The organism is Parafrankia irregularis (assembly GCF_001536285.1).
GTDB lineage: Bacteria > Actinomycetota > Actinomycetes > Frankiales > Frankiaceae > Parafrankia > Parafrankia irregularis.
This window is the reverse complement of record NZ_FAOZ01000027.1, coordinates 95,812-120,568: the sequence shown is the minus strand read 5'-3', so window position 1 is coordinate 120,568 and position 24,757 is coordinate 95,812. Positions and strand designations below refer to the sequence as shown.

19 protein-coding genes are annotated in these 24,757 nt (G+C 69.7%); 2 read left to right on the top strand and 17 right to left on the bottom strand.

What is annotated here, in order from left to right:
* Window positions 1-311: 311 nt before the first annotated feature.
* The 7 genes from AWX74_RS29530 to AWX74_RS29500 all read right to left on the bottom strand — a co-directional run bounded on the left by AWX74_RS29530 (window position 312) and on the right by AWX74_RS29500 (window position 9,870).
* Complete coding sequence (locus AWX74_RS29530) at window positions 312-2,051, bottom strand: ABC transporter ATP-binding protein (protein ID WP_091283524.1); 1,740 nt, start codon at window positions 2,049-2,051, stop codon at window positions 312-314.
* Window positions 2,048-3,670, bottom strand: a complete 1,623-nt coding sequence (locus AWX74_RS29525; RefSeq protein WP_242666471.1) for an ABC transporter ATP-binding protein — start codon at window positions 3,668-3,670, stop codon at window positions 2,048-2,050. The genes AWX74_RS29530 and AWX74_RS29525 overlap by 4 nt, the downstream gene beginning before the upstream one ends.
* A 131-nt stretch (window positions 3,671-3,801) precedes the next feature.
* Window positions 3,802-4,680, bottom strand: coding sequence for an ABC transporter ATP-binding protein (locus AWX74_RS29520; RefSeq protein WP_091283520.1), 879 nt, complete (start codon window positions 4,678-4,680; stop codon window positions 3,802-3,804).
* Window positions 4,677-5,786 (bottom strand): FecCD family ABC transporter permease, encoded by a 1,110-nt coding sequence (locus AWX74_RS29515; RefSeq protein WP_091283518.1) that lies wholly within the window; start codon window positions 5,784-5,786, stop codon window positions 4,677-4,679. The genes AWX74_RS29520 and AWX74_RS29515 overlap by 4 nt, the downstream gene beginning before the upstream one ends.
* Complete coding sequence (locus AWX74_RS29510; RefSeq protein WP_193209689.1) at window positions 5,783-6,829, bottom strand: FecCD family ABC transporter permease; 1,047 nt, start codon at window positions 6,827-6,829, stop codon at window positions 5,783-5,785. Before AWX74_RS29510 ends, AWX74_RS29515 begins: the two co-directional genes overlap by 4 nt.
* Window positions 6,826-7,839 carry an ABC transporter substrate-binding protein gene (locus AWX74_RS29505; RefSeq protein ID WP_226930923.1) on the bottom strand — a complete coding sequence of 338 codons (1,014 nt, stop codon included), beginning with the start codon at window positions 7,837-7,839 and terminating at the stop codon, window positions 6,826-6,828. Before AWX74_RS29505 ends, AWX74_RS29510 begins: the two co-directional genes overlap by 4 nt.
* A gap of 159 nt (window positions 7,840-7,998) precedes the next feature.
* A complete protein-coding gene (locus tag AWX74_RS29500) occupies window positions 7,999-9,870 on the bottom strand; it encodes a siderophore-interacting protein (RefSeq protein ID WP_091283515.1) in 1,872 nt (623 codons plus the stop codon).
* A 194-nt stretch (window positions 9,871-10,064) separates the two neighbouring features.
* On the opposite strand from AWX74_RS29500, the gene AWX74_RS29495 reads away from it, so the two are divergent.
* Window positions 10,065-11,579, top strand: a complete 1,515-nt coding sequence (locus AWX74_RS29495) for a helix-turn-helix domain-containing protein (RefSeq protein WP_226930924.1) — start codon at window positions 10,065-10,067, stop codon at window positions 11,577-11,579.
* Window positions 11,580-11,829: 250 nt separating this feature from the next.
* On the opposite strand, the gene AWX74_RS42155 is transcribed toward AWX74_RS29495, so the two are convergent.
* Window positions 11,830-12,072 (bottom strand): acyl-CoA-like ligand-binding transcription factor, encoded by a 243-nt coding sequence (locus AWX74_RS42155; protein WP_278184664.1) that lies wholly within the window; start codon window positions 12,070-12,072, stop codon window positions 11,830-11,832.
* Between the two features lie 15 nt (window positions 12,073-12,087).
* A complete protein-coding gene (locus AWX74_RS29485) occupies window positions 12,088-12,939 on the bottom strand; it encodes a mycofactocin-coupled SDR family oxidoreductase (RefSeq protein WP_091283511.1) in 852 nt (283 codons plus the stop codon).
* Between the two features lie 384 nt (window positions 12,940-13,323).
* Here AWX74_RS29485 and AWX74_RS29480 point away from each other — a divergent pair, with 384 nt between their 5' ends.
* Complete coding sequence (locus AWX74_RS29480) at window positions 13,324-14,091, top strand: alpha/beta fold hydrolase (RefSeq protein ID WP_091283508.1); 768 nt, start codon at window positions 13,324-13,326, stop codon at window positions 14,089-14,091.
* A 24-nt stretch (window positions 14,092-14,115) separates the two neighbouring features.
* Here AWX74_RS29480 and AWX74_RS29475 read toward each other — a convergent pair whose 3' ends face one another.
* From AWX74_RS29475 to AWX74_RS29440, 8 genes are all read right to left on the bottom strand, one after another.
* Window positions 14,116-14,937 carry an SDR family NAD(P)-dependent oxidoreductase gene (locus tag AWX74_RS29475; RefSeq protein WP_091283506.1) on the bottom strand — a complete coding sequence of 274 codons (822 nt, stop codon included), beginning with the start codon at window positions 14,935-14,937 and terminating at the stop codon, window positions 14,116-14,118.
* Window positions 14,938-15,196: 259 nt separating this feature from the next.
* Window positions 15,197-16,213, bottom strand: coding sequence for a LacI family DNA-binding transcriptional regulator (locus AWX74_RS29470; RefSeq protein ID WP_091283503.1), 1,017 nt, complete (start codon window positions 16,211-16,213; stop codon window positions 15,197-15,199).
* A gap of 77 nt (window positions 16,214-16,290) precedes the next feature.
* Window positions 16,291-17,454: an NAD(P)/FAD-dependent oxidoreductase gene (locus AWX74_RS29465; protein ID WP_091283501.1), complete on the bottom strand. Its 1,164-nt coding sequence runs from the start codon at window positions 17,452-17,454 to the stop codon at window positions 16,291-16,293.
* A gap of 265 nt (window positions 17,455-17,719) precedes the next feature.
* Window positions 17,720-17,911 carry an effector-associated domain EAD1-containing protein gene (locus AWX74_RS29460; RefSeq protein WP_091283499.1) on the bottom strand — a complete coding sequence of 64 codons (192 nt, stop codon included), beginning with the start codon at window positions 17,909-17,911 and terminating at the stop codon, window positions 17,720-17,722.
* A gap of 57 nt (window positions 17,912-17,968) precedes the next feature.
* Window positions 17,969-20,875 (bottom strand): AMP-binding protein, encoded by a 2,907-nt coding sequence (locus tag AWX74_RS29455; protein WP_226930925.1) that lies wholly within the window; start codon window positions 20,873-20,875, stop codon window positions 17,969-17,971.
* Window positions 20,872-22,041 carry an ABC transporter ATP-binding protein gene (locus AWX74_RS29450; RefSeq protein ID WP_091283497.1) on the bottom strand — a complete coding sequence of 390 codons (1,170 nt, stop codon included), beginning with the start codon at window positions 22,039-22,041 and terminating at the stop codon, window positions 20,872-20,874. Before AWX74_RS29450 ends, AWX74_RS29455 begins: the two co-directional genes overlap by 4 nt.
* 23 nt (window positions 22,042-22,064) lie before the next feature.
* Window positions 22,065-23,618, bottom strand: a complete 1,554-nt coding sequence (locus AWX74_RS29445; RefSeq protein ID WP_091283495.1) for an ABC transporter permease — start codon at window positions 23,616-23,618, stop codon at window positions 22,065-22,067.
* On the bottom strand, window positions 23,615-24,646 hold the full coding sequence (locus AWX74_RS29440) for an iron ABC transporter substrate-binding protein (RefSeq protein ID WP_091283493.1): 1,032 nt from the start codon (window positions 24,644-24,646) through the stop codon (window positions 23,615-23,617). The genes AWX74_RS29445 and AWX74_RS29440 overlap by 4 nt, the downstream gene beginning before the upstream one ends.
* Window positions 24,647-24,757 lie beyond the last annotated feature (111 nt).

Here is a 24,757-nt window from a genome sequence, read left to right as displayed (position 1 = left end):
GATCAGAAGGAACATCTTCTCCAGCCGATGGACTCCCCGCATCCTCACGGGAATCCCCGACCCCGCTCATCGCGAACCCTCACCGCGCTGACCATCCATACCACCAGTGTAAGGTAACCTAACCTAAATTTACATAGGTCGACGAAACTCGCATCGACGAGATTCGTGAGAGATGCCCAAGAGCAGCAGCGCATACCTCACAAGAGAATGAACGCGTAGCACCTGAATTTGGCCACTGGTTCGGCTCCGGTGATCGATTGATTCACCGAGCTGGAGTGGTAGGTGCAGTGTGGGCTGACGTCCAATCACCCCTACCCGTTCGCTCCAGCCTCCTGCCCGGCCCGCCAAGCCGACCAAAGCGCGGCATACGCCCCGCCGGCGGCAATCAGCTCTGCATGGGTTCCTCGCTCGGCGATACGGCCGTGCTCCATCACCACGACCAGATCGCAGGCGGCGGCCTGCGAGAGCCGGTGCGCGATCACCAGGCCAGTGCGCCCGGTCAGCGCAGCGTCGGCGGCACGGTCGAGCAGTCCGGCATACGCGGAACCCGCCTCGGCGGTGGCCTCATCGAAGATCGCTAGATCCGGGTCGGCCAGGATCAGGCGAGTGAGCGCCACCTGTTGTGCCTGTGCGGCGGTCAGCTCGTACCCGCCACCACCGAGCACCGTGTCAAGGCCATTGGGCAGCAGGTCGAGCATCCCCCCGGCCTGGGCCACTTCCAGCGCAGCCCCTACCTGGCCGTCGGTGGCATCCGGTGCGGCGAGGGTGAGGTTGTCGCGCAATGTCCCGCCGAACACATGTACTTCCTGGGTGATCATCATCGTGCGCTCCGGTCGGGCCACGGTCCCGGCGTCGGGCTGGTGAATGCCGGCGATCACCGTGGCCAGCGTGGACTTGCCGGCACCCGACGAACCCACGACGGCGACACGCTGACCGGTGGGGATGTCGAGCGTGACATCGACGAGTACGCGGGGGCCGACCCCGTAGTGGAAGGAGACCTCGCGGAGATGGACGCTGCTGCTCGTCGCGATGCCTGGCGCGTCCGCGACGGGGATGGTGGTGACTCCGACCATGCGGTTCAGCGACGCGAGGGCGGACTGGAGAGTGTCGATGACGAACAGCAGCTGATTGACCGGGTTCAGCAGGCGTAGCACGAGCAGCATGGCGGTGGTCGCGCCGCCGACAGTCGAGGCTCCGTGGTCGATGAGGACGAAGCCGACGACAAGCACGGCGGCCAGGCTCAGGCACTCGCCGAAGTTCAGGCGGGTGTTGAGCATGCTCTGCACGGTGCGCGCCCGCAGCGCCTGCACCGATACGCCCCAGGAGGTGGTGGTCACGGCCCGGTGCCGCTGCTCGGCAAGCCTGAATCCCAGCACAGTGGCGTAGCCGCGTTGCGACTCCAGAATCTGCTGGGCACGCGCGCTCATCGCCGCACGCTCGGCCAGGTACACCCGCGGGCCTGTTCGCAGGTACCACCGCATGGAGAGCACGTAGACAGGCAGCACGACGACAAGTGCGGCGGCGTAGGGCCATTCCACCGCGGCGAGCCCGCCCAGCGACATGACGATGGTGAAGGACGTGACGGTAAGCGCCGGGATCACCGCGGGAGCCGCGTCGGCAACCGCGGTGACGTCGTCGCTGGACCGGGAGATCAGATCCCCGGTGCCGGCAGACTCGACGACATGCTGCGGCAGCGTCAGGGCACGGGAGACCAGCTCCTCCCGCAGCCCGGCGAGGATGGTGTGGTACATGCGAGTAGCCAGGACGATCGTCGCCGCCGTGCCAGCGGCACCGAGAACGGCCGAGACCGCCATGATCGCGGTGACGGTCAGCACGGTACCGAGCTCGGCGGTGCCTTCCTGGACCCGATCGATGAGGAACCCGATCGCGACGGGTCCGATCAGGTCGATGGCGGTGCTTGCGATTCCCAGCACCACGAGGGCGGCCAGACCGAGTCGATGCCCACGGCTGAGCCGCCACACCTCCCGAGCGGTCTCACGTCCGCCCGCGACCGGCAGCGTGTGCTCTGTCGGCGCGGATCCCCCGGTCACAGCGCGGCCTTTCCAAGCACCGGCATGTTGTCGAGGAGGTCGACAACACGGTCGCAGCAGCCGAGCAGGGCCGGGGACGAGGCGATCAGCAGGGTCGAGCGATCTGTGCTGATACCGACCAGCCGCTTGGCGATGGTCTGTTCGGTCACCGAGTCGACGGCGGTGGTCGGGTCGTGCAGCACCAGCACCGGAGTATCGGTCGCGAAGGCTCGAGCGAGTGCGACCCGTTGACGCTGGCCACCGGACAGCCGGTTGCCGTTCTCACCGACGGGGGTGTCGAGATCGGCTGCGAAGTCCTCACAGGCAGCCGCCCACACCGCACTGTCCATTCGCTCGGGCAGGCAGGCGGTGACAGCGAGATTGTCGCGGATGGTGCCGGTGAACAACGTTGCCCGATGAGGTGCGGCGGTGACCAGGGAACGGTACTCCGCCGGGGTCAGTTCGTGCGCCGGCCGGCCGTCGAGACGCACCTCGATGTCGTTGGCGGCCCACGGCTTCAGCAGCGCGTCAGCGATGCGGGCGGCAATCCGATCATCGGCGTGCACTCCCACCAGCTCACCAGGCTCCACCCGGATTGACGCACCGGGCACGCCGACATCCAACACGCCGACATCCAGCACGGGCACGTCCTGTAGAGGCGGCGGCGTGCACCGCTGTCGTATCGCGTCATCGTGCCCGGATGCGGCGGTGCCTGCGTTCCTGAGCACGTCCATGATTCGCGCGGCTGAGGCGCGGGCGCCCGCGAGATTGGGGATGGAATAACTCGCGATCGCCTGCATCTGTGGCAGCAGCGCCTGGGTGAGGCCACCCGCGGCGATCAACTCACCGACGCTCAGCTGCCCGTTCACCGCGAACCAGCCCGCCAGCCCTGTCACCGCGGCGACGAACACGCCATTCACCGCACCGGAGCCCACAAGAAACCTGCCGAGTAGCCCGGCGTTGCGCCTGGCGCCGACCAGGGTCTCCCTGCTGGCCTGCCGGTATCGCCTGGTCGCTTCGGCCTCGGCGCGTACGCCCTTGATCACCCGGTACCCGGCGACCAGATCGGTAGCCCGTCCAACGGTTTCAGCGAGGAGATCCTGGTATTCGCGGGTGTCGCGGGAGAGACGTTCGCTCAGCAGGCCCATCAACCAGACCGCCACGGGCGCGCCGAGCAGCACCATGACCCCGAGCGGCCAGTACATCGCCAGCAACGAGACAGCGATGAACAATATGGCGGCGATCCTCGAGATCGGCAGAACCACGAGCATCCCGGCGTTGGCCAGGCGGAAGACGTCGTTGGTCATGGCCGAGACCACATTGTCCGCCGGCGCCCGCGCCGCGCTGCCGTCGGAATGCAGCACTCTGGTCGAGAGTGTCGCGCGCAGTCGGTGCTGCAACAACTGGACCACATACGTGTTGAGCCGATTCGTAAACCTGGCCGCCGCCGTCAGCGCGACGTACAAGGCCACCAGCACACCGAGCCAAAGCACCAGTTGCCCGGCATCCCCGGTCACGAGCGCCCGGTCGATCGCGAGCCCCATCACCACCGGGACAGCCGACTCGCCCACCTGCCACACGATCGCCAACAGCATCGCGGGGATCGTGATGCGTGGCAGCGAGAAGATGACGCGCGCCACGAACTGTCCGGGACGATCACCCTCCCCGAACTCGAATGACTGGACGTCAGGAGGTTCAGGCGCAGCCTGTCCCAGCACCGGTAGCCACCGCGTCAGCGGTCCTCGCCCCAGCTCCATCGGATCGGTGCGCATCAGCGGCCCTCCCGCACGCCTTCGCCACCGCGGTCACGGCCCAGCGGCACCACCTGAGGAGTGCCCGCTACCGGATCGGGCACCACCAGACAGCGCAAACCGAACACCTCTTCGACCAGTTCGGCCGTCACGATCTCCGACGGTGGCCCCTCGGCGACCACGGCGCCGTTCTTCATGGCGATCAGGTGCGTGGCGTAGCGAGCAGCATGATTCAGGTCGTGCAGCACGGCGACCAGGGTGTGGCCGACGTGGTGCAGGTCGGTGAACAGCTCCATCAGTTCGATCTGATGGGTGATGTCGAGGAAGGTGGTCGGCTCGTCCAGCAGCAGGATGCTGGTGTGCTGCGCGAGCGCCATCGCCACCCACACCCGCTGTCGCTGGCCTCCCGACAGTTCGTCCACCAGGCGGCCGGACAGGTCGGTGACCGCGGTCTGGTCCATCGCCCTGACCACGGCCCGCTCGTCGGCCTCGGTCCACTGCCGGATGAACCCCTGATACGGATACCGACCCCGAGCCACCAGGTCGGCCACGGTGATCCCGTCCGGGGCGATCGAGGTCTGCGGCAGCAGGCCGACCCGCCGCGCCACCTCCTTCGTCTTGTACGACTGGATAGCCACACCATCGAGGACCACCTGACCCGCGGACGGCTTCAACAGCCGCGACAGGCCGCGCAGCAGAGTGGACTTCCCGCACGCGTTCGGGCCCACGATGACTGTGAACGACTCGTCCGGAATGGACACCGACAGGCCCTCGCTGATGATGCGCCTGTCGTAACCGATCGTCGCGGACTCCACGCGCAGGCGTGAGCCGCCAGGCGGCGGAGTATGAGTGGTTACGTCTCTCGCCACCGCAGGATCGATGATGGTGTTGGTGTTCATAGGCGTCTCCTGGCTTCGGTGAAAAGCAGATACCCGAGGTACCCACCGCCGAGAATGACGGTGATGATCCCCACCGGCAGGGGAGTTGGGGCGACGTGCTGAGCCAGGTAGTCCGCCACCAGACACAGCAACGCGCCGACGAAGGCGGCGGGTGCGAGAGTTATCCCCGCGGTGCGGACGAGGCGGCGTCCAATCTGCGGCGCGATCAGGGAGATGAACGCGATCGGCCCTGACGCAGCCGTGACGACCGCCGTCAGTGCCACCCCCACCACGACCATGCCGAGGCGGGCCGGCGAGACCCGCACCCCTTGAGCGGCGGCGGTATCGTCACCCAGCTCCATCTGCCGCATCGGCCGGCTCGACATCGCAGCCAGCAGCAGAAGCACAGCGATGCACACAGCACCGATGGCCACCCGATCCCAGGACACCCCGTTGAGTGATCCGGCGCCCCACGCGGCGGCCGCCATCGCCTGTTCCAGGTCGGCTCTGAGTATCAACCAGGTGTTGAGCGAGCCGAGCATCGCCGACACGCCGATGCCGACAATGATCAACCGGAACCCCTGCACCCCTCGCCGGTAGGCGAGCACGTACACGGCGATGGCGGTGGCCATCCCCCCCAGCAACGCCCCGCCTATCAACTGAACGTAGGTGCCGTTGACGAGGAGGATCACGATCAACGCGCCGGTGTAGGAGCCCTGGGAGAATCCGATGATGCTGGGGTCGGCGAGCGGGTTGCGCAACATCGACTGGAAGACCGCCCCGCTCACCCCCAACGCGGCACCGAACACCAGCGCCGCGGCGACCCGGGGCGCCCGCCACTCGACCACGATGTCGTGGACCAGGCCGGTCTCCCCGCCGGCCAGCGCGGAGACCACCTGCCCAGGGCTGAGCCGGTACGAGCCCGTCATCAGCGCGAGCACCGCCATGCAGGCGACCGCGACGGCGAGCACCGCGCAGACGATGACCGAGCGCCACTCAAGCCGGACCGCGATCCTCCCCCGCCGCAGCACCAGCACCCGCCGCCCGAAGTCCAGCCGCCCCCGGGCAGCCCCACCAGTTGGGCGAAGGTGCGTTGATCCAGACCGGGAGGTAATGCCGCTGCTCATAGTCCGCTCGCCTTCTTCCGCCGCACCAGTGCGATGAGCACGGGTGCGCCGATGAAGGCGGTGACGATGCCCACGGGGATCTCGCTGGGCCGCATGACGACTCGCCCGAGGATGTCGGAGGTCAGCAGCAGGCACGGGGCGAGGAGAATGCTGTAGGCGAAGATCCAGCGCTGGTGCGGGCCGACGAACCAGCGGGCCACATGCGGCACCATGAGCCCGACGAATCCGATGGGGCCCGCGATGGCGGTCGCGCCTCCAGCGAGCAGTGTCAGCGCGATGATCGCGAGGACGCGGGTGCGGGCCAGACGGACGCCCTGGGCGGCGGCGATCTCGTCGCCGAGAGCCATCGCGTTGAGTGGCCCCGACACCGCAAGGGCCAGAACGAGTGCCACGGCGAAGAACGGCAGGACCGGCCACACCACGTCGAGGGGGCGTCCCAGGATCGAACCGGCAGCCCACGACCGCATCGCATCGAACGCATCCGGGTTGGTCAGCTGAAGTGCCGACCCGGCGCCGTCGAGCACCGCGCCGACGCAGACCCCGGCGAGCACCATGACTCCCGGCGACTGGCCGTGTCGGGTCGATCCCAGGAGCAGGACCATGACCGTGACGATCAGCGCTCCGGCGAACGCGAACCACATGTAGCCACTGATATCGCGGATTCCGAGCACGCCGACGGCAATGGTCACCGCGAAGGAGGAACCCGCGCCCACGCCGAGGATACCGGTGTCAGCCAGCGGATTGCGCGTCAATGCCTGGATCAACGCCCCCCCGACTCCCAACGCCATGCCTACGACGAGCCCGACGATCGTGCGCGGCAGACGGTAGTCACGGATCGAGAACTGATCGATGTCGGACGACGGATGAAACAGCGCATCCCATATCACCGACAGCGCAATCGCCTTCGAGCCAACCAACAGGCTCAGCACCAGCAGTACGAACAGTGTCGCCAGCACCGCGAGCAGACCGACGGCGCGCGGCCGAGGTCCGGATGCCGCCACGGCGGGCATCCGGACCTCGACGTCACTGGTCTGCGCTGTCATCCCGCCGTCGCGAGCGTCGCCAGAGCCTTGTCGAGTGAATCCAGGTACTGAGAGTAGGTTCGATAGCTTCTGGTGAAGCTGACATCGCCGAAGCAGTAGACACCCAGAGCCTTCCCGGATGTCACAGCGGGAAGGGCCTTCCACGCGTTCGAGTCCGCCACGGGGACGAAACCTTCCGCGACCTTCCCCTCAGCGTCCACGGGGTAAATGAGCACATCGAACTCGGACAGGTCGCCGATCTTCTCGAACGACCGCTCCTCGCCCCCTTCACCCAGATCGGGGATGTCGAGCGGAATGTCCGCGCGAGCTATCTCCGAGCACTGCGAGCCGTTGAGGCTGAACATTCCCGCGTCCTGCCAGGAACCTCTGTTGACCTCGCCGAACGTGGTGTCCTGGATGATCTTCGAGTACTTGCCCTGGAACCCGGCGAGTTTCTCTTCGTACTCGGTCTTCTGCTCGTTGAGAGCGTCCGTCAGCTCGGTGGCATCCGCGGTCACGGACAGACGGGTCTTCCAGTCCGAGCTGAATCCGAAGAAGATCGTCGGGGCGATCGATTCCAGTTGCGACTTCATCTGCTCGAAGTCGGACTCAGGTGCGGAGAACAAGATGAGGTCGGGCTTGAGGGTGGCCAGCAGCTCGAGGTCGGCTTCGCTGGCGCCGGAGCCGAGGAGCTTGGCCGCTTTGTACGCGGCCTGCTGCTCCTTGGGCAGTAGATCGAGCACGGAAGCGTCCACCTCCGTGACGCCCACCGGCTCGCCGCCGAGGTCGAGGAACGACACGGTCAGTCTCCCGAGCGTTGCAATTCGCTTCGGGTGCGCCGGGATCTCGACCGTGCCGTTGTCGGCCTCCACCGTGCGGGTCGCTCCGACCGCGTCACCTTGATCGTTTTTGTCGTCGCTGCCGCACCCCGCGAGGAGGATCACGGTGCCCAGCAACGCGGCGACAAGGGCCGCACTGCGGCGTCGTGGTCTGATAAAGGTCATGGACGCGTTCTTCCTTCTGTTCTTCATTCGGGCGGGGGTGGTGTGCCCCGCTATAAATCCGGACAGTCACTATTAGGGTGTTCCAGGGTGATGGACGGTGCGGGTGCGGCGGCGTTCGTGGTGGCGCTATCTTCCGTGCTGCCCCTAAATTTGGTAGGGGCAGCTACCCGGAAGGAAAGGAGCACCTCAGGACCAGTCGGTGCCGTTGCGGACGAGTTCGTGGACGGTGGTGCCCCAGCCGACGATGTGCGTCTCTGTGCGGGTGAGCCCAGACCGGGTGATCACGGTGTCCAGTTCCTCGGCGGTGCGTAGACCGGAGCCATGTACCGCGAGTCCGACCAGGTCGGCCTCGCCGTCATGCTCATCGAGGTCGTCGGTGTCGAAGACCTCCTCGACCAGCAGCACCCGCCCACCCGGGAGGAGGTTCTCGGACGCTCGGCGGAGAGCGTGGGCGGCGTCGGCGTCGGGTAGCGCCTTGAAGGCGCGGCTGATGAATACGACGTCCGATTCGGGGCTGGGCTCGAATACCGACTGCTCGACCACGCTGACCCGCGCCCGCTGCTGCTCGTCGGGGATCGTGGCGGGCAGGTCGCGGCTGAGCCAGTCGGCCTGGGCGGGCAGCGCGCAGATCGTCACCCGCAGATCGGGATGTGCGGCGACGAACTCGCGGGCCTGCACCCCCGCGCCACCGGAGTGGATCACCAGATGCCGGACACCGGTAAGCAGGCCGGATTTGGCGATCGACATAGCCAGCGCGTGCTGGAACTCGGCCAGCCGTTCCAGGTAGCGGTCCTCGTAGTCCTGCTCGGCCCGCACCTCGGCAAAGGTCTGGCCCGTGACGGAGGCGTAGGACGACCGGCCAGTGCGGATCGACTCGGTGAGCCCGTAGACGCCGAGCATCTCCCGGCCTCCCACCCCGGACGGGTGCAAGGAGTCCGCGACGAACTCGACGGTCAGGACTTCACCCACCGGCGTAAGTTCGTAGCGGCCCGGTTCGGTCTCGGTCAGCACGTCCAGGGCATGCAGGTAGCGCAGCAGCTTGCCCAACGCCCGCTCGTCGGCGTCCGCTCTGACTGCCAGGTCCGCCACGCTGCTGACACCACGCGAGATCAGCTCGGGAATGCCCAGCTCGACGGCGGTGCGTATCGCGATCGGTGGGACCAGTTCAGTCAATTGATGGAGCTTCTCGAAGGGCGTGATCGACTTCTCGGGGTCGGGCACCGCCCCGTCGGCCTCCAGGGCAGTGACCTCGCCACGACGCCAGTACCCGGTGAACTCGATGTCCTCCTTGGGCACACCCCGGTCCTCGACCAGATGGCGACGCAGATCCCGCACCGTCGAGCGCTCTCCCGCGAACCACGCGAACGGTCGACCGTCCCACCAGCCACTGTTCCTGACCGCGTCCACCAGAAGCGTGGTCGTGCCCGCCTCGGCGTCGCCGCGCACCAACCAGGTCACCTCAACCCGCGGCAGAGCCCTCAGCTCCAGCCGATGAGCGTCTTCGGCGACCTCGACGAACACCTGCGCCCGCGCGTCATCGGGCAACTCGTCAAGCAGGCGGGCGATCGCGGGGATCGCTGTGTCGTCGCCGGCGACAAGAAGCCAGTCCGCGTCCTGCGGCAGCGCCCGCGATGCGTTCGGGCCGTGGAAGTGGATGCGGTCGCCGGGTTGGGTGCGGTACGCCCAGGTGCTGCCGACACCGATACCGTGCTTGACGATGTCCACGTCCAGTTCTCCGGTCGCGGGGTTCCAGCGACGGACTGTGTAGCTCCTTGACAACGGCCGGGGGTCCCTCGGCAGCTCGAGGCCCTTCTCCTTCTGCACTGGCAGCACCGGCTCGGCCTGATCGGGGTAGCAGAACACCAACCGAAGGTCGTCGTCGAAGCCCGTCGAGTCGAACGCCGGCTGCGGGAATCCGTTCGCCGAGGTGAACGCACGAAGTTGCCTGCCACCCAACGTGACCCGTCGCATCCCCGGCGTCAGGTCCACCACCCGAACCACCTCGACCTCTCGCAGGGTCAGCGGGTGCACGGTGAGCCCACGTGAGGTCTTCGGCATGCTGAGGGAAGCCCCTTCCGATCAAGTCCAGGGTGAGGAGGCCGCGCGCCGCCAACAGCAGGGGGCCACTGGTAAGGTACGGTAAACCTCACCACACTTGGGTACACAGGTCGCCATATAGTTAGGACATGATTGGCTCGTCTCCGCCGCCGATACCGAGAGCACGGATGGTTCCGGCGGAGCGCCCCAGTCACATGCTGATCTGGGTCCGTGCCGGTCGCGCGCGGGTGCTTCTGGACGGCGGAACGGAGTTCTCTCTCGCTGGCGGCGAAGGCATCTGGACGCCTCAGAGTTACCGAAACCGCGCTCTGACGATCACCGAGCCCGGCACGGTCGCTTTCCCGTACTGGCTCGACGCCGGCGTCGGGGCCTGGGCGCCGACCAAACCGACACGGTTCGACGTCCCCGATGACTGGCAGGACTGGCTGATCCAGTACTTCAACCTTCAGGTCACACCGTTCACCGGTCACGGGTACTCGCCTGACGGGGTAGCCGATCTTCTTCGTGGTTTCGACCCACGCCCAACCTCATCTCTGCGCGGCGGGGCCACCACTCCTTCGGCACTGTTTGATCCCCCGACCATGCCGAAGGCCGCCGGGGCGAGAGCAGTGGCCGAGGAACTGATCCGCGACCCCGCGCTCGACCTCACCCTCAAGGAATGGGCAACCCGGGTGCCCTCTAGTCCACGCACCCTGCTACGCGAGTTCCTCGCCGATACCGGGCTCACTTTCGAGCAGTGGCGACTGCGCTGCCGGCTGACCGCCGCCGTCGAGTTTCTGGCCGCCGGGTACGACGTTGATCAGGTGGCAGCGAGAGTGGGCTTCGCCAGCCGCGGCGGTTTCCGGCGCGCGTTCCAGCAGCAGTTCGGGCCGACCCCTCACGAGTTCGCCAGGGAGCTCGCCGCCCACGCGCTCACCGGTGGCCTGACCGGGCGAGCCGGCACAGCACGCCAGGCTGACAACTTCGTGCGCCTGATGCGGAGAGGCGGTGCTGCCGCCCATGCACCCGATCTGCTGCCCGCAGCCCGCACACCCCTGCACACCATGGACAGTCACGTGCTCAGTTGGATGTATCGCGGCAGCGGTTACCTCGACATCGGTCTTAGGCGCTACGAGCGACCGCGTGGCGTCGCGACCTGGATACCGGCGGGAGTCGAGCACATTACTGGGCTTCGCCAGGATTCCATCTCGCTGCCGCTCGGAAACGCCAGCACCGCCGATCTCCAACTGATCGAACCGATTCAGGTGCAGTTCCCGCGGGCGTGGGACGACTACCTGATGTTCTCCTCCATCAGCGCCCGAACCTCGCTGCGCCCGGTCGACTATGACCCGACCCGCATCATCGACCTGTTCGCCGAGCAGGTCGCCGCGCAGCGGGCACTATCGGTGCCGATGCCCACCGACCCTCGTGGGCGCGAAGCTGCCATGGACTACCTGCGCCGCATCGGGGTCTCTGCTGGAGCGACCGACTTCGACCTGCCCGCCGACGTCCACCGACTGTTCCACGAGCAGACTGGAATGACCTTCGCCCGCTGGCGCTACGCGGCCCGCATGCGCATGGCTCGCGACCTGCTCGTCGGCGGCGCCAAGCCCAGCTCCGTCGCCCACCGCGTCGGCTACGCTCACCTGCCGACCTTCAGCGCCGCCTTCACACGCTTCCACGGACTCTCACCGCGCGAATACCAGGAGCGCGAGATCGGCACCGCCTGATCAACACCATGGATGTGAGCTGCCGTTCCCATCGGCCGCATGCTCCTCCAGATACTGGCGATGTTCGCCCAGATCAAACGCGACATGATCATCGTCCGCGGTTCCGCGTTGCCACACCTGTTGCCAGACAACGATCTCCAAGGTGCTCGACGGAGCGTCGAAACACCGGGTCAGACGTGGCGGGCAGAGGTGGCGGGCAGAGGTGGGGCCGAACCGCCGACTTCCGCTTTTCCGGCGGCAGATCGCCGCCTCACACAGGTAGTCCGGTCTCCAGGTAGCCCAGGGCCTCGTCGATGAGGCCGGGCAGGTCCGCGTGCGGGTCGTCGGCCAGGGCGGGCAGCGTGGCGAGTATGGCGCCGACAGCGCTGCCGGCGATGGTGCGCACGGCGAGAGCGGCCGCCGGTGTCCCGGTGCGGGTGCGTTCGAGGCGTGTGGCCCGCCGGCCCGGCTCACATCCGCGGGCCGGCGGGGCTGTCGATGGTCGGGCAGGGATGCGGTTCCGGCGAGCTCAGAGAGCGGGTTGGCCCTTCAGCATTCCGCCCGCGTCGATACGCAGGTTCAGACCGGTGATGTACCTCGCGTCGTCGGAGGCGAGGAACAGCACGAGCGCGCTGACGTCCTCCGGCTCGATGTACGGAATGGGCATGGCCTGCAGGACGGGCAGGGCGAGCTCCGCGTCCTGCCGGGTCGGGTTCTCCAGGTCCGGCCGGAACGTCCTGTAGATCCGGTCGTTGTGGATCAGCGGCGTGTTGACGTTGGTCGGGTGGATCGCGTTCAGCCGGACGTTGTGCGGCGCGAGCTGCAGCGCGAGGACCTCGGTGTAGCGGGCGACGGTCTGCTTGGCCCACGAGTAGCCGACACCGCCGGTGTTGCCAAGCATCTCCGTGGTGCCCTTCATCATCCCCGCGGTCGAGCCGGTGAGGATGATCGACGCGCCTGCCTTCAGATGCGGCAGGCTGACCGCGACGGTGTTCATCACGCCGATGAGGTCGACGTCGGTGCCGTCGACGAAGCCCCCGCACAGCGACAGGTCGTCCCAGGGGCAGACGCCGGCGTTGCCGACGACGATGTCGAGCCGGCCGAAGCGGGCGAGCCCCTCGTCGACCGCGGCACGCAGCTGCGCGCGCTCCCGTACGTCGGCCTTCACGGCGACGACGCCACGGCCGAGCGCCTCGACCTCCTTGGCCGTGTGAGCGAGGTCCTCCGGTGTGGCCAGCGGATACGGGACGCTTGCGATCTGCTCGCACAGATCGATCGCGATGATGTCCGCACCCTCCTGGGCTAACCGCAGCGCGTGGCTGCGTCCCTGTCCGCGGCCGGCGCCGGTCACGAACGCGACCTTGCCGTCAAGCTTTCCCATGCCAGATCCCCTCTCGCCGATGGGCCGAGGTCGTCGACCGCATGGTGGATAATATATCCAATTATCTTCCGGCGCCTCATCGACCGGTTGTACGCCGCAGGCTTCCCGACGTGCCAGAACTCGGCTCAGCGTCTGCGCCGCCTTGGCCGCGCTCCAACATCGTCGAGGTACGACGAACCCGCGACAGCTGGCGCCAGGCGAACACCGGCCACCGGCGGGAGCGAGCGCTACCGCTTCCGCCGTGCCGATCCGCCCCCCGCCCCCCTCCCCGGCTCCGGCTCCGGCTGGCCGCAGTCGCGCGCCCGGCGCACGTAGGCGTTGATCAGGCGGGTCCGTGCCGTCCGGTTGCTTGGGCGTGGTGGGAACCGGGCGCCAGGGGACGTTATGCCGGAATATGAGGACGTGACCATTGTTCTCGTTCACGGCGTCCCGGAGACAGCGGAGATCTGGGACGGCGTCCGGGAGTGCCTCGACGTCCCGTCGGTGGCCGTGGAGCTGGCCGGCTTCGGGACGGCGACGCCGCCGGGTTTCGCCGGTGGCCGAGACGCGCAGGTGGCCTGGATCCTCCAGCAGCTCGACGCGGTCCCAGGTCCGATCGACATCATCGGGCACGACTGGGGATCACTGCTGACCCTGCGGATCGCCACGGCGTACCCGGAGCGGGTGCGCAGCTGGGCCATCGACGTCGCCGCCGTCTCCCACCGTGACTACGTGTGGCAGGACTATGCGCAGGTGTGGCAGACCCCCGGTGACGGTGAGGAGTGGATGGAGAGGTTGCTCGCGGTCCCCATCGACGACCCGGCCAACTTTTTCGCCCTGCTCGCGTATGTCGGCGTACCGCCCGCGGAGTGCCGCAGGATGGCCACCCATTTCGACGCCACGATGGCCGCGGCCATTCTCGACCTTTATCGCTCCGCGATGCCGAATGTGCACACCGGCTGGGAGGCGGCGTCCGCCGGCCGGTCCACCCGGCCCGGGCTGATCCTGCAGCCGACCGCGGATCCCACCGACGACGCCGACCTCTCCGCCCAGGTGGCGCAGGCGCTCGGCGCAGACATCCGGCGCCTGGAAGGCCTCAACCACTTCTGGATGGTCGAGGACCCGTCGGCCGGCGCGGCCGCGATCACCCAGTGGGTCTCCCGCCAGGCGTAAGGTCCGCCCGGGAGTTCCGAGCCGTCAGGCGTAGTAGTAGCCGCCGTCGACGAGGATCTGTTGGCCGGTGATGAAGCCGGCGGCCGGGGTGGTCAGGAAGAGGATCACCATGGCCAGGTCGTCGGCATAACCCATCCGGCCCAGCGGCCGGCCGGTTGCCCGTCCCATGATCTCGGCCATCATCTCGGGCGGGAACAACGGGTGGGCGGTGACCTGGTCCCGGCCCTCGGTGAGGATGCCCCCGGGTCCCGCGCCGTTGACCCGGATCCCCCTGGGACCCCAGGTGATCGCCATGTCGCGGGTCAGGCTGTCGACCGCGCCTTTCGTCGCGTGGTAGACCGCGAGCCCACCGAAGGGCGGCCGGACCCCGCCGAGCGACGAGACGTTGACGATCGAGCCTCCGGGGCTCATCACCTCGGCCGCCGCGGCGGAGAGGAACAGCAGTCCCTTGACGTTGACCGCGAACAACTGGTCGACCAGCGCGGGGTCGAGCGCGTCCAGCGGCGTCGGCTGGAAGGTTCCGGCGTTGTTCACGAGAACGTCGAGCCGGCCGAGCTCCGCGACGGTTCGCTCGATCATCGGGCGATGCCGCTCGACGTCGCCGACGTCCGCGGGGAGTGCGAGCACCGGCGGGCCGACTGTCCGTAACTCGGCGACGGCCGCCTCCAGTGCGGCCTCGTCGATGTCGTTCACGGCCACCGCCGCGCCTGCCTCCAGGAACCGGTGGGCGGTCGCGTAGCCGATCCCACGGGCGCCGCCCGTCACGAGCGCCACCTTCCCGGTCACGTCGAAGGGCAGCGGCGGGCGCGGCGGGGCGCCGGCCAGAAGATCGGTCGTGTCGGTCATATATCCAGTCTCCTCGAAACTGGATATATTATCTATTATCGAGGGCGAACGCGCATTGCCATGAGACCGCAACGTCCGCGATGAAGCTCGCCTCCGGGTCGCTCGTCAGGCAGAGGGCCCCGCCAGGGCGACCGACCAAGGTCCGCGAGACGGCTGATCCGACGCCAGGACCTGGCCAGTTGCCGGTACGGACGTCGTCGTACGCGATCCGCGGACGCGGGAGCTGCCTCCGTCACCGCCGATCTGGAGGCCGGGCTGGTCACCTGCTACCGGGACGCCCGCCCCGGTCGGTGGAGCCGCGCGGCACCAGATCTGGTTCGAAGACCACATCGGCCGACCCGCCAGGGTTGTCAACGACGAGCTCGGCGGCGCGGCGGCCCATCTCGTACGAAGGCTGCGTGATCACCGTGAGCCCGAGCGCGGCCGCCCAGGGGAAGTCGTCCGTCGTCAGAAAGGCGATGTCGTCGGGGATGGTGAGGCCGCGGCCGGTCAGCGCCGTGTGCACGGCGACGGTCAGGCGGCCGGTGGTGCAGACGATCGCGTCCAGTGGCATGCCCCGGCCCCGGGCTCCGTCGAGCAGGGCGACCACCGCCCGTTCGGCCTCCCGCTCGGTCTCGGCGGAGGCCTCCGCCTCCCCGGGCAGCGCCAGGCCGTGCTCGGCGAGGCCCCGGCGCAGGCCCGCCACCCGTTCCCGCTGCGCCGGGCGGTCCCCGGAGGTGACCACACCGATGGATGTCCGCCCGCGCCCGGCGAGATGCCCGGCCATCAGGGCTCCGGCGGCCGCGTCATCCAGCCGGATCGTGTGCAGGCCGGCCGGTGGGTCCACGAACCTGCGCGCGACGACCACACAGGGCGTGCCGCCCTCCGCCATCCGGCGGATGCGGGCGTCTGTCTGATCCCCGGTCGTGACGATCAGGCCGCGCACCCGGTGCTCGTCCATCATCTGGATCAGAGCGGTCTCGTGGTCGCGCTGACGGAACGTGTTGGCGAACATGACGAGGCTGCCGTTGGCGGCCGCGACATCGTCGATCCCGCGGATCAGATCGAGGAAGAAGGGGCTGCTCAGGTCCCGCATCACCACGCCGATCGTGCTGGACCGGCCGGCGAACACGCTCCTGGTGAGCGCGTTGGGGGTGTAATCGAGCCGGCTCACCGCCGCCCAGACCCTGCTGGCCGTCTCCTCGGTGACGGCACCGCCGTTGAGGACCCGGGAGACGGTGGCCGCCGAGACCCCAGCATCGGCGGCCACCTCGCCGATGGTCACTCGCTTCGCCATGGTCGCCGCGAGTCTCCCTCCCACGGGCGGTGGCGCGCGCCGCGACCGCACGCCGCTCGGCGACGGTCCCGACGCCGCTACGACGGTATCGCGCCGGCCGCCGGGCCAGGCGCCGCCCGGAAACGCTCGAACCGGAAGGGTGCCAGGGCCTCGTCCCGGTCGAGGCCGAGCACCTCGTCCGCCACCAGACCACCCGCGTGCAGGCACAGAGTCACCCCGCTGTGCGAGACGGCGAAGTGGAAGTTCGGCAGGTCCGCCGCTCGCCCCAACACCGGCAGGCCGTCTCCGGGAATGGGCCGCTCGCCGATGCGGATGCCGTCCACGGCAGCGTCACGAGCCGCCGGACACAGCGCTCGTCCGGCCTCGAGCAGACGCCCTACGGCTGTGTCGTCGGCGACGACCGGCCCGGTGTCGGAGGTTCGCACTGCCTCGTCCAGCGCGGGTGAGTGCATCAGCAGCCCCGCGGCGCCGTCCGGCCGCAGGTGGACGCGCGGCGCGTGTACGACCCGGGAAACCGGCAGCGCCGCGGCCGACACGCGGACGAGCAGGCCGCAGGTGTTGCGCATCGGCAGGTCGAGACCGACGAGTTCGGCGATCACGCCGGCACGGGGCCCGGCGCAGTTCACGAGCGCCGCGGCCGCCAGGGCTCGGCCCGATGCCATCCGGACGGCGCTCACCTGGCCGGCGGATGTCTCCAGGGCGACCACGCCGTCGCCGGTCAGCAACTCGGCGCCATGGGCGGCTGCCACAGAAAGCAGGTAACTGATCAACCTTTCCGGCGCGACCCACCCCTCGCGGGGAAAGAAGGCGATCTCGTCCGCCGGCAGCCCGGCGGGATCGATCCCCGGTTCGATGTCCGCCGCCTCGGACCTGCTCAACCATCGGGCCTGGTAGCCGTCGTCGAGGAGCCCGGTCACCTTCGCCCGCAGCTTTTGGCGCGCCTCGTCGTCACCGGCCTCGGCCCACTGCAGGTTGCCGCTCTCGTGGTACCAGCCGGCCCTGGTCGCACCGGCCGCCTCGGCCGCCAGGCGCCGGTGTGCCGCCAGGCCGGCGACGTTGAGGTCCCGGTAGGGCCCGGCAGGCTTGGCCGAGGCGTTCGTCCAGGAGAAGGTCGCCCCCGAGGTGCCGTGCGCGGGCAGACCCGCCTCCACCACGACCACGCGTGCCCCCCGCCGTGCCAGCGAGGCGGCCACCGCAGCCCCGTACACACCAGCACCGATCACGATCACGTTCGCTGCCATACCCGTCCCGTCCTTCCTTGACGTCATGCCGACGCGCGGTCCCGCACAGGCGAAGCGCATCGGATGTAACTAGTTTCAGAAACTAGTTTCACGGCGTCAAGCGGTCTTCTCGGGCGGATGTCCCACCCAGCGAGCACCTCCCCCGGCGGCCGAGCATCACGGCTCGGCAGGTACCAACGAGACAGGACTGATCACGAAGCTCGCCACGATCAATGGCGGACTTTCTGATCCCCATACCAGCGCGGCGGGTGCCGCTCGGCCCCGCCTACGAAGGGGGCGGGGTCTGGTCGGCTATCTGTCGTCGCGTCGCCGCCAGCGAGGCCGCGGCCATGTGGGTGTACGGGTGATCGTCGCCCCGCCCCAGACCCGCCCTTTCCAGCAACTGGCCAGCAGACACCGGATCGGCGAACACCTCACCGAGTGCCCGGATCTGCTCAGGCGACAGGTCGTCCGCCACTCACCACCCCGCGAAGCCGACACGTACACACCACGGCGCAGCCGTCACCGACTGCGATCAGCATCCCACGTGGAAGTTGACCGGCGCGACCTGCCGAGAGCTCCGCAGGCCGCGCCTGCCCTCCTGTACGCCTTCGACTGTTACGTCCGACGTTCTGGGCCTTGCCGCGGACAGTGCACGCGGCGGCCAGCCCATGCGGCACAGCCGTACTGTGATCATCCAGGTGCCGATACCGACCCCAAGGCAACCGAACAGGACCACGAGCGGAGCCGCATGGGGCAGCGCCCATTCGTACACTGCGAAATGCGTCAGGTAGATGTACAGCGACGCGTTCGACACCGCCGCGGCGACGGCAACGGCCGCCCTCGGCAGCAGCAGGCGTGGCAGGAACATCATCGCCAGCAGACCGGCGCCGACGATCGTCTCGCGGGTCGCGTCGTCGAAGTAGCCCGGCAGCATCCCCGCCGCCACCGCGATGACGAACGCCTTGCGCCGCGCGGTCGTCGCCCGCTGCGCGGCCCAACCGAGCACGAAGAACCAGAACGCCCCATGGGTGACGTAGAGCCGGGTCGGAAACCCGCCGCTCACATCCGGGTCCGCGGCCAGGCTCGCGACCAGCGCCGCACCGAGCACGGCCATGGCCATGGCGAAGTCGTGCCGCCGTTCCAGGCGGCGCACGGCCGGGATCGCGAAGAGCGCGGCGAGTACCAGCACCGTCTGGACGAGGACCTCGACGAACCAGTACCCGGGCACCCCGTCGCGCACGTAGTTGTCGACGAGCAGCACGTTGGTCACCGAGCCCTCGCCGCTGGTGGCGATTCGCCCGGCGAGCCAGAGCATCGACGGGACGGCTATCCGCGCCGCGCTACGCAGGAGCCGCCGGCTGACGCCGCGTTGCCCCGGGGCGAGACCGAACCGGGCGAAGTTCCACCCTGCGGCGACAAGCAGCAGGTGCGCGCCACCGAGCAGGCTGAACAACCCGATGTGGTTCGAGACGACGAGGACGATCGCCGCCGCGCGCAGCACGACGTCCACCTCGACGGCGCGCAGGCCGCGCGGCGCGCGAGCCTCGGCCGGGCCGACGTCGGTGGCGGGCTCGACCGCCATCCGTTCCAGCTCGCCGACGGGAATGGTCGGCCAGCCCGACGGGAGCCAGCCGAGGGCGCGCTCGATCTCCAGCGACAGCTGGACATAGGTGAGTGAGTCGCCGCCGAGGTCGACGAACGTCGCCGTGTCGGGAACCTCCGGCCGGTTCAGGACCTCGCCGAACCGGATGCGCAGTCGCGTCGGTGGTTTGTCTGTGGTCACCGGGTCCTGCGGCACGGTGACCGCGGCGACCGCGGCGACCGCGGCGACCGCGGCGACCGCGGCGACCGCGGGATAGTCGACCTTCCCGTTCGGACGCCTGGGCAGCTCTGGGACGACCACCACCCGGGCCTGGCCGGCCGGGAGCCCGGTCTGGGCCTGGATCGCCGCAGCCACCTCGACCCGGATCCTCTCGGTGCGGGCCTGCCCGGTGCCGACCGGCTCGGTGTGGGTCGCGGTGGCCGCCGGCCCGGCGGGGTCGACAGGGTCGGCGCCCACGGCGGGGTCGGCGGCTTCGGCGGGGTCGACGACGGCGACTAGGACCTCGTCCACGCCGACGCAGGCCGCGGGGTATCCCAGCTCGGAGAGGAGCCGTTCCACGCCGTCGAGGTCGATCCGCAGGCCGAACGGTTTCACGAAGCGTGAGCCGCGACCGACCAGCTCGTAGAGCCCTCCCGGGCCTCGCCGGGCCAGGTCGCCGGTCGCGAGGGCGTCGACGACCTGGCCCGCCGCGAGGTCACGGGCGTGTTCGGCGTAGCCCATCATCACGTTCGGCCCGCGGTACACCAGCTCGCCCGGCCCATCCGCGGGGTCGCCGCCGGCCGGGACGGTGATGCCTGGAGCACTCGGGCGGGGACGCACGATCTCGAACGAGCCACCGGGGATGGGCCGGCCGATCGCACCCGGGTTGCTGGCGGCCAGCTCCGGCGGCAGGTACGCCATCCGGGCCGTCGCTTCGGTCTGGCCGTACATGACGAAGAACCGCCAGCCGCGGCGCTGCCCGAGCTCGGCCAGCTCCCGCACTCGGCGCGGCGGCAACGCGCCGCCGGCCTGCGTGACGTAGCGCAGGCTGGGCAGGTCCATCGCCGCGAAGCCGGCCCGTGCGAGTAGGTCGAAGGTGTACGGCACGCCGTGCAGGCTTGTCGCGCCGTGATCCCGGAACATCGCCCAGAACGCCCTGTCGACGACCGACGTCCCGGGCAGCAGCAGGGTGGCGCCGCGCAGCAGGTTGCTGTTGATGACGGACAGGCCGTAGCAGTAGTGGAACGGCAGACTGACGGGTGCCCGGTCCGACGCCCGGATGTCGAGAACCGTGGCGATCGACTCGGCGTTGGCCTGCACGCCCGTCGCCGACAGCCGCACCAGCTTCGGTGACCCGGTCGACCCGGAGGTGGACAGCAGCAGCGCTAGCGCCGGGTGCGGATCATGGGCCGAGCCCGGCCGCCGGTGCGCCAGCCGCCACCCGGGAGGGCCCTGGCGCAGCAGGACGTCCGGGTCGTAGACCGACACCAGCGGCTCGACGGACCGGTCGTCGGGGCCGCTGAACAGCACGGGGTGCCCGCCGGCCAGCGCTGCCAGGTAGGTGACCAGCGGCTCCAGCCCATCCGAGGCGGCGATCATGACGAGTCGGCGTGCCGGCCCCAGCCGCGCGCCGACCTCGTCGACGCGGTCCGCCAGCTGGTCATAGGTGAGCGCCTGCCCGTCGGCGCTGACCACGGCGAGCGCGGAGCCGTGGCGGCGCAGGTCACGGGCGAACGGCACCCCGCGCAGGGCATCAGCGTCAGCGTCGACGCCAGCCGCGACGCTGACGCTGACGCCGCGGCCGATCCCAACGCCGACGCCAGCGCCGGCCCCGGCAGCGATGCTGACGTCCGTCAAGTCGCATCCGAATCCGCGGGAGCGGTCGCCGTCGCGGGACCGCTGACACGCACCCCGACCCGCTGGCCCGCGGCCGGGAGGTGGTGCGCGGCGCAGCGGGCGGTGACGTCGACGTCGCCGGACGGGGTGCCGACCCGCAGGGCGAGCAGACCGTCGGCGCCGCGGAAGTCGGCGGTCAGGACCGTCGCGTCGGTGTGCCCCGCGCCAGGCTCGGTGATCTCGACCTGCTCGGGGCGGAGAAAGACCCGCCCGGTCCCGTGCTGGTCGTGCCGCAGTGGGACGGCACCCAGAGGGGTGTCGGCGACGCTGCCGCGCAGCGCCGCGGGGACCACCGTCAGGTCACCGACGAAGGCCGCGACCTGGTGGTCCACGGGGCGGTGGTAGAGGCCGGTCGGGGTGTCCTCCTGCAGGATCGCGCCGTCGCGGAGCAGGGCCACCCGGGAGGCGATGGACAGCGCCTCGACGCGGTCGTGCGTGACGAGGACCGTGGTGGTGCCGGTCGCGGCGAGGGCGGCGGTCACGGCCTGCCGGGTGGTGGCGCGCAGCTCCGGGTCCAGCGCGGAGAACGGCTCGTCGAGCAGGATGGCGTCCGGCCGGGGGGCGAGGGCGCGGGCGAGCGCCACCCGCTGCTGCTCGCCGCCGGAAAGCTCGTGCGGGAACCGCCGCAGGTAACGTTCGGGGAGGCCGACGAGATCCAGGAGCTCGCCGACATCGCGACGGTTCCGGCGCGACCAGCGCGCCCGCCAGGGCCAGCCGAAGGCGATGTTGCCGGCCACGGTGAGATGCGGGAAGAGGCTGCCTTCCTGGGTGACGTAGCCGATGCGACGCCGTTCCGGTGGGACCTGGCGGCCGGGGCCGGCGACGAGACGGTCGCCGATCGTGATCGTGCCGGCGTCGGGGCGGTCGAAGCCGGCGAGCAGCCGCAGCAGGGTGGTCTTGCCCGAACCCGAGCGCCCGACCAGGGCGGTGAGGCAGCCGGCGGGGACGGTCAGATCGACGCCGTCGAGCACCGTCTGGGCACCGTACGCCTTGCGTATGGCGGCGGCGCGCAGCACGTGGCCGGCCGGTGCCGTGCCGGGTACGGCGGGTGCCGTGCCGGGTACGGCCGGCCCCGTTTCCGGCCCGGCCGTCTCCAGGCCCGGCGTCTCAAGCCCTGGCGTCTGCATCGGTGGCGTCACTGGCCCCGGTGTCACTGGCCCCCCTCGGAGTGTCGGCTGCGGCGGGTCAGCAGGAAAGCGGCCGGCGCGGAGATCGCGATCATCAGTAGGGCGTAGGGCGCCGCGGCGCCGTACTGGACCGCCGTCGACTCGCTCCAGAACTCGGTGGCCAGCGTGCGGGTGCCGATCGGCGCCAGCAGCAGGGTCGCCGTGAGCTCGGTGGTCACTGCGAGGAAGACCAGCGCCGCGCCCGCGCCGATCCCGCGCGCCATCAGCGGCACGGTGACCCGGGCGAGCACGCCGGCGGGCCCGACGCCCAGGGATCGCGCGACGTCGTCGAGTGCCGGCGGCGTCTGGCTCAACGCCGAGCGCAGGCTGACCGTCGCCCGCGGCATGAACAGCACCGCGTATGCGGCGAGCAGCATCACCGTGGTCTGGTAGAGCCCGGGCGTGTACCTGATCGCGACGGTGACCAGCGCAAGCGCGACGACGATACCGGGCAGCGAGTTGCCGATGTAGGTGCTGCGCTCGACGAGCCGGGTGAGCGCGCTGCGCCGGCGCTCGGCGAGCCAGGCGACCGGCAGCGCGAGCACCGTGGTGACCACGGCACCGAGCAGGGCGAGGGTGGCGGTGCTGGTCGCCGCGCCCAGCAGGTCACCGGCGGGGAACGCGCTCGAGCGGCTGGTCGCCAGCCAGTAGGAGATGCAGCCCAGCGGCAGGCCGACGGCCGCGGCGGCCAGGGCTGCCAGCGCGACGGCCGCGAGCGGGGCGGCGTGCCCGAGGCGGTGGCGCGGCGCCCGGCGGGAGGCACCGGCGCCCGTCCGCGCGTACCGAGTGCGGCCTGTCAGCCACAGGTCGCCGCCGAGCAGGACGAGGCAGAGCAGGACGAGGACGCCGGCGAGCGCCGTGGCGCCCGACCCGTCGAAGGTGGACTGGTACTGGTCGTAGATGGCGGTGGTGAATGTGTCGTACCGCAGGTTCTGCAGCGCGCCGAACTCGGCCAGCAGGTGCAGGCCGACGAGCAGCCCGCCGCCCAGGACGGCCGGCCGCAGCAGCGGCAGCTCGACCCGCGCGAACGTCACCCACCGGCCCCGGCCGAGCGACCGGGACACCTCCGCGAGGCTGGGGTCGGCGCCGCGCAGCGCCGCGGCGACCGGCAGGTACACCAGCGGGTAGTAGGAGAGCGTCGTGACGAGCACCGCCGGGCCGAGGCCGCCGAACGACGGGGACAGCGAATACCAGCCGAAGCTGTTCACATAGGCCGGGACGGCGAGCGGCGCCGCCATCAGCCCCGTCCACAGGGGACGTCCAGGCAGGTCGGTGCGTTCGACGATCAGCGCCGCCGCCGTGCCCAGCACCATGCACGCCGTCGTCCCGAGCGCGACGAGCAGGACGGTGTGCCGCAGCAGCTCGCCGACCCGTGGCCGCCACAGCAGGTCGCCGAGATCGCCGCCGGTGGCGGCGATCTCCACCGCCACATAACCGAGCGGGACGAGGGTCAGCGCGGCGACGGCGAGCGCGCAGGTGAGGCGAAGTGGCGGGTGGCGCAGCCAGCCCCGCGGACCCGCCGCGAGGCTCGCGGTCACAGGAGCCCCACCTCCTGCATCTCCGTGACGATCGTCGGGCCGTTGAGGGTGTTGGGGTCGACGGTCGGCGCGTCGAGCTGGTCCAACGGCGTGAGCGCGGCGTTCGCCGGGATGCCGGAGCCGACGGTGTACTCCAGTGCGTCGCCGTCGGCGAGCAGCTGCTGGCCCTCGGGGCCGGTCATGTAGGCGAGGAACCGCTGGGCCTCGGTCGGGTGGCTGCTGGACCGGAGCACACCGCCGCCGGAGACGCTGACGAACGCGCCCGGGTCCTGCTCACCGAAGAACTCCAGCTTGACCTTGCTGCTGTTCGCGCCGCCGTCGGCCTGGTCGCGGTACCAGTAGTAGTGGTAGCTCACGCCGCCGGAGACCTCGCCGGCGTTGACGGCGCGCAGGATGGTGTTGTTGCCGCGCAGGATCCTGGCGTTGTCCTTGATGCCCCGCAGCCAGGCCCGGCCCTCGTCCTGGCCACGCAGCGCGTAGACGGCGCTGACGACCGCCTGGAAATCGGCGCCGCTCGGGGACACGGCGAACCGGCCTTTCCACTCCGGCCTCGCCAGATCAATGATCGACTCGGGCAGGTCGGCGGCCGGGATCTTACCGGGGTTGTAGATGAACACCGTCGACCTCGCGGCGACACCGACCCAGTCGCCCTTGCCCGACGAGTACCGTGCCGGCACCTGGGCCCTGGTGGCGGCGTCGACCGGGGCGAACAGGCCCTTGGCCGAGACGAGGGACATCGCCGGCGAGTTCTCGGTGATGAAGACATCCGCGGGTGAGGATTCACCCTCGGCGACGATCTGGTTCGCCAGTTCGAAATCGCTGCCGTTGCGGATATCCACTTTGATGCCGGTCTTCGCGGTGAATCCGTCCGCCCACGCCTTGCCGACCTCGTCGTGCTGCGCGTTGTAGAGCACCAGGGCGCCGTCCGGGTCCGAGGACGCGGGCGAGCTGTCGGACCCGCAGGCAGCGAGGGCGAGGCCGGTCCAGGCAGCCACGGCCGTAAGAAGCAGACGTCGGGCGGTCGGCACGGAGGGCTCCTTTGACAGATGACACCTGACGAAAGGAGGTTAGGCTCAGTTAATATCGATCGAATCCCCCTAAAATTCGGGGGTCGAACGTGCGCACGCGGAGGGCCGTGA

What these genes read in the sequence shown, in the direction of transcription:
- AWX74_RS29520 (WP_091283520.1), bottom strand. Translation starts at nt 4,680, where the DNA reads ATGAACACCAACACCATCATCGATCCTGCGGTGGCGAGAGACGTAACC.
- AWX74_RS29515 (WP_091283518.1), bottom strand. Translation starts at nt 5,786, where the DNA reads ATGAGCAGCGGCATTACCTCCCGGTCTGGATCAACGCACCTTCGCCCA.
- AWX74_RS29510 (WP_193209689.1), bottom strand. Translation starts at nt 6,829, where the DNA reads ATGACAGCGCAGACCAGTGACGTCGAGGTCCGGATGCCCGCCGTGGCG.
- AWX74_RS29505 (WP_226930923.1), bottom strand. Translation starts at nt 7,839, where the DNA reads ATGAAGAACAGAAGGAAGAACGCGTCCATGACCTTTATCAGACCACGA.
- AWX74_RS29500 (WP_091283515.1), bottom strand. Translation starts at nt 9,870, where the DNA reads ATGCCGAAGACCTCACGTGGGCTCACCGTGCACCCGCTGACCCTGCGA.
- AWX74_RS29495 (WP_226930924.1), top strand. Translation starts at nt 10,065, where the DNA reads ATGCTGATCTGGGTCCGTGCCGGTCGCGCGCGGGTGCTTCTGGACGGC.
- AWX74_RS29485 (WP_091283511.1), bottom strand. Translation starts at nt 12,939, where the DNA reads ATGGGAAAGCTTGACGGCAAGGTCGCGTTCGTGACCGGCGCCGGCCGC.
- AWX74_RS29480 (WP_091283508.1), top strand. Translation starts at nt 13,324, where the DNA reads ATGCCGGAATATGAGGACGTGACCATTGTTCTCGTTCACGGCGTCCCG.
- AWX74_RS29475 (WP_091283506.1), bottom strand. Translation starts at nt 14,937, where the DNA reads ATGACCGACACGACCGATCTTCTGGCCGGCGCCCCGCCGCGCCCGCCG.
- AWX74_RS29470 (WP_091283503.1), bottom strand. Translation starts at nt 16,213, where the DNA reads ATGGCGAAGCGAGTGACCATCGGCGAGGTGGCCGCCGATGCTGGGGTC.
- AWX74_RS29465 (WP_091283501.1), bottom strand. Translation starts at nt 17,454, where the DNA reads ATGGCAGCGAACGTGATCGTGATCGGTGCTGGTGTGTACGGGGCTGCG.
- AWX74_RS29450 (WP_091283497.1), bottom strand. Translation starts at nt 22,041, where the DNA reads ATGCAGACGCCAGGGCTTGAGACGCCGGGCCTGGAGACGGCCGGGCCG.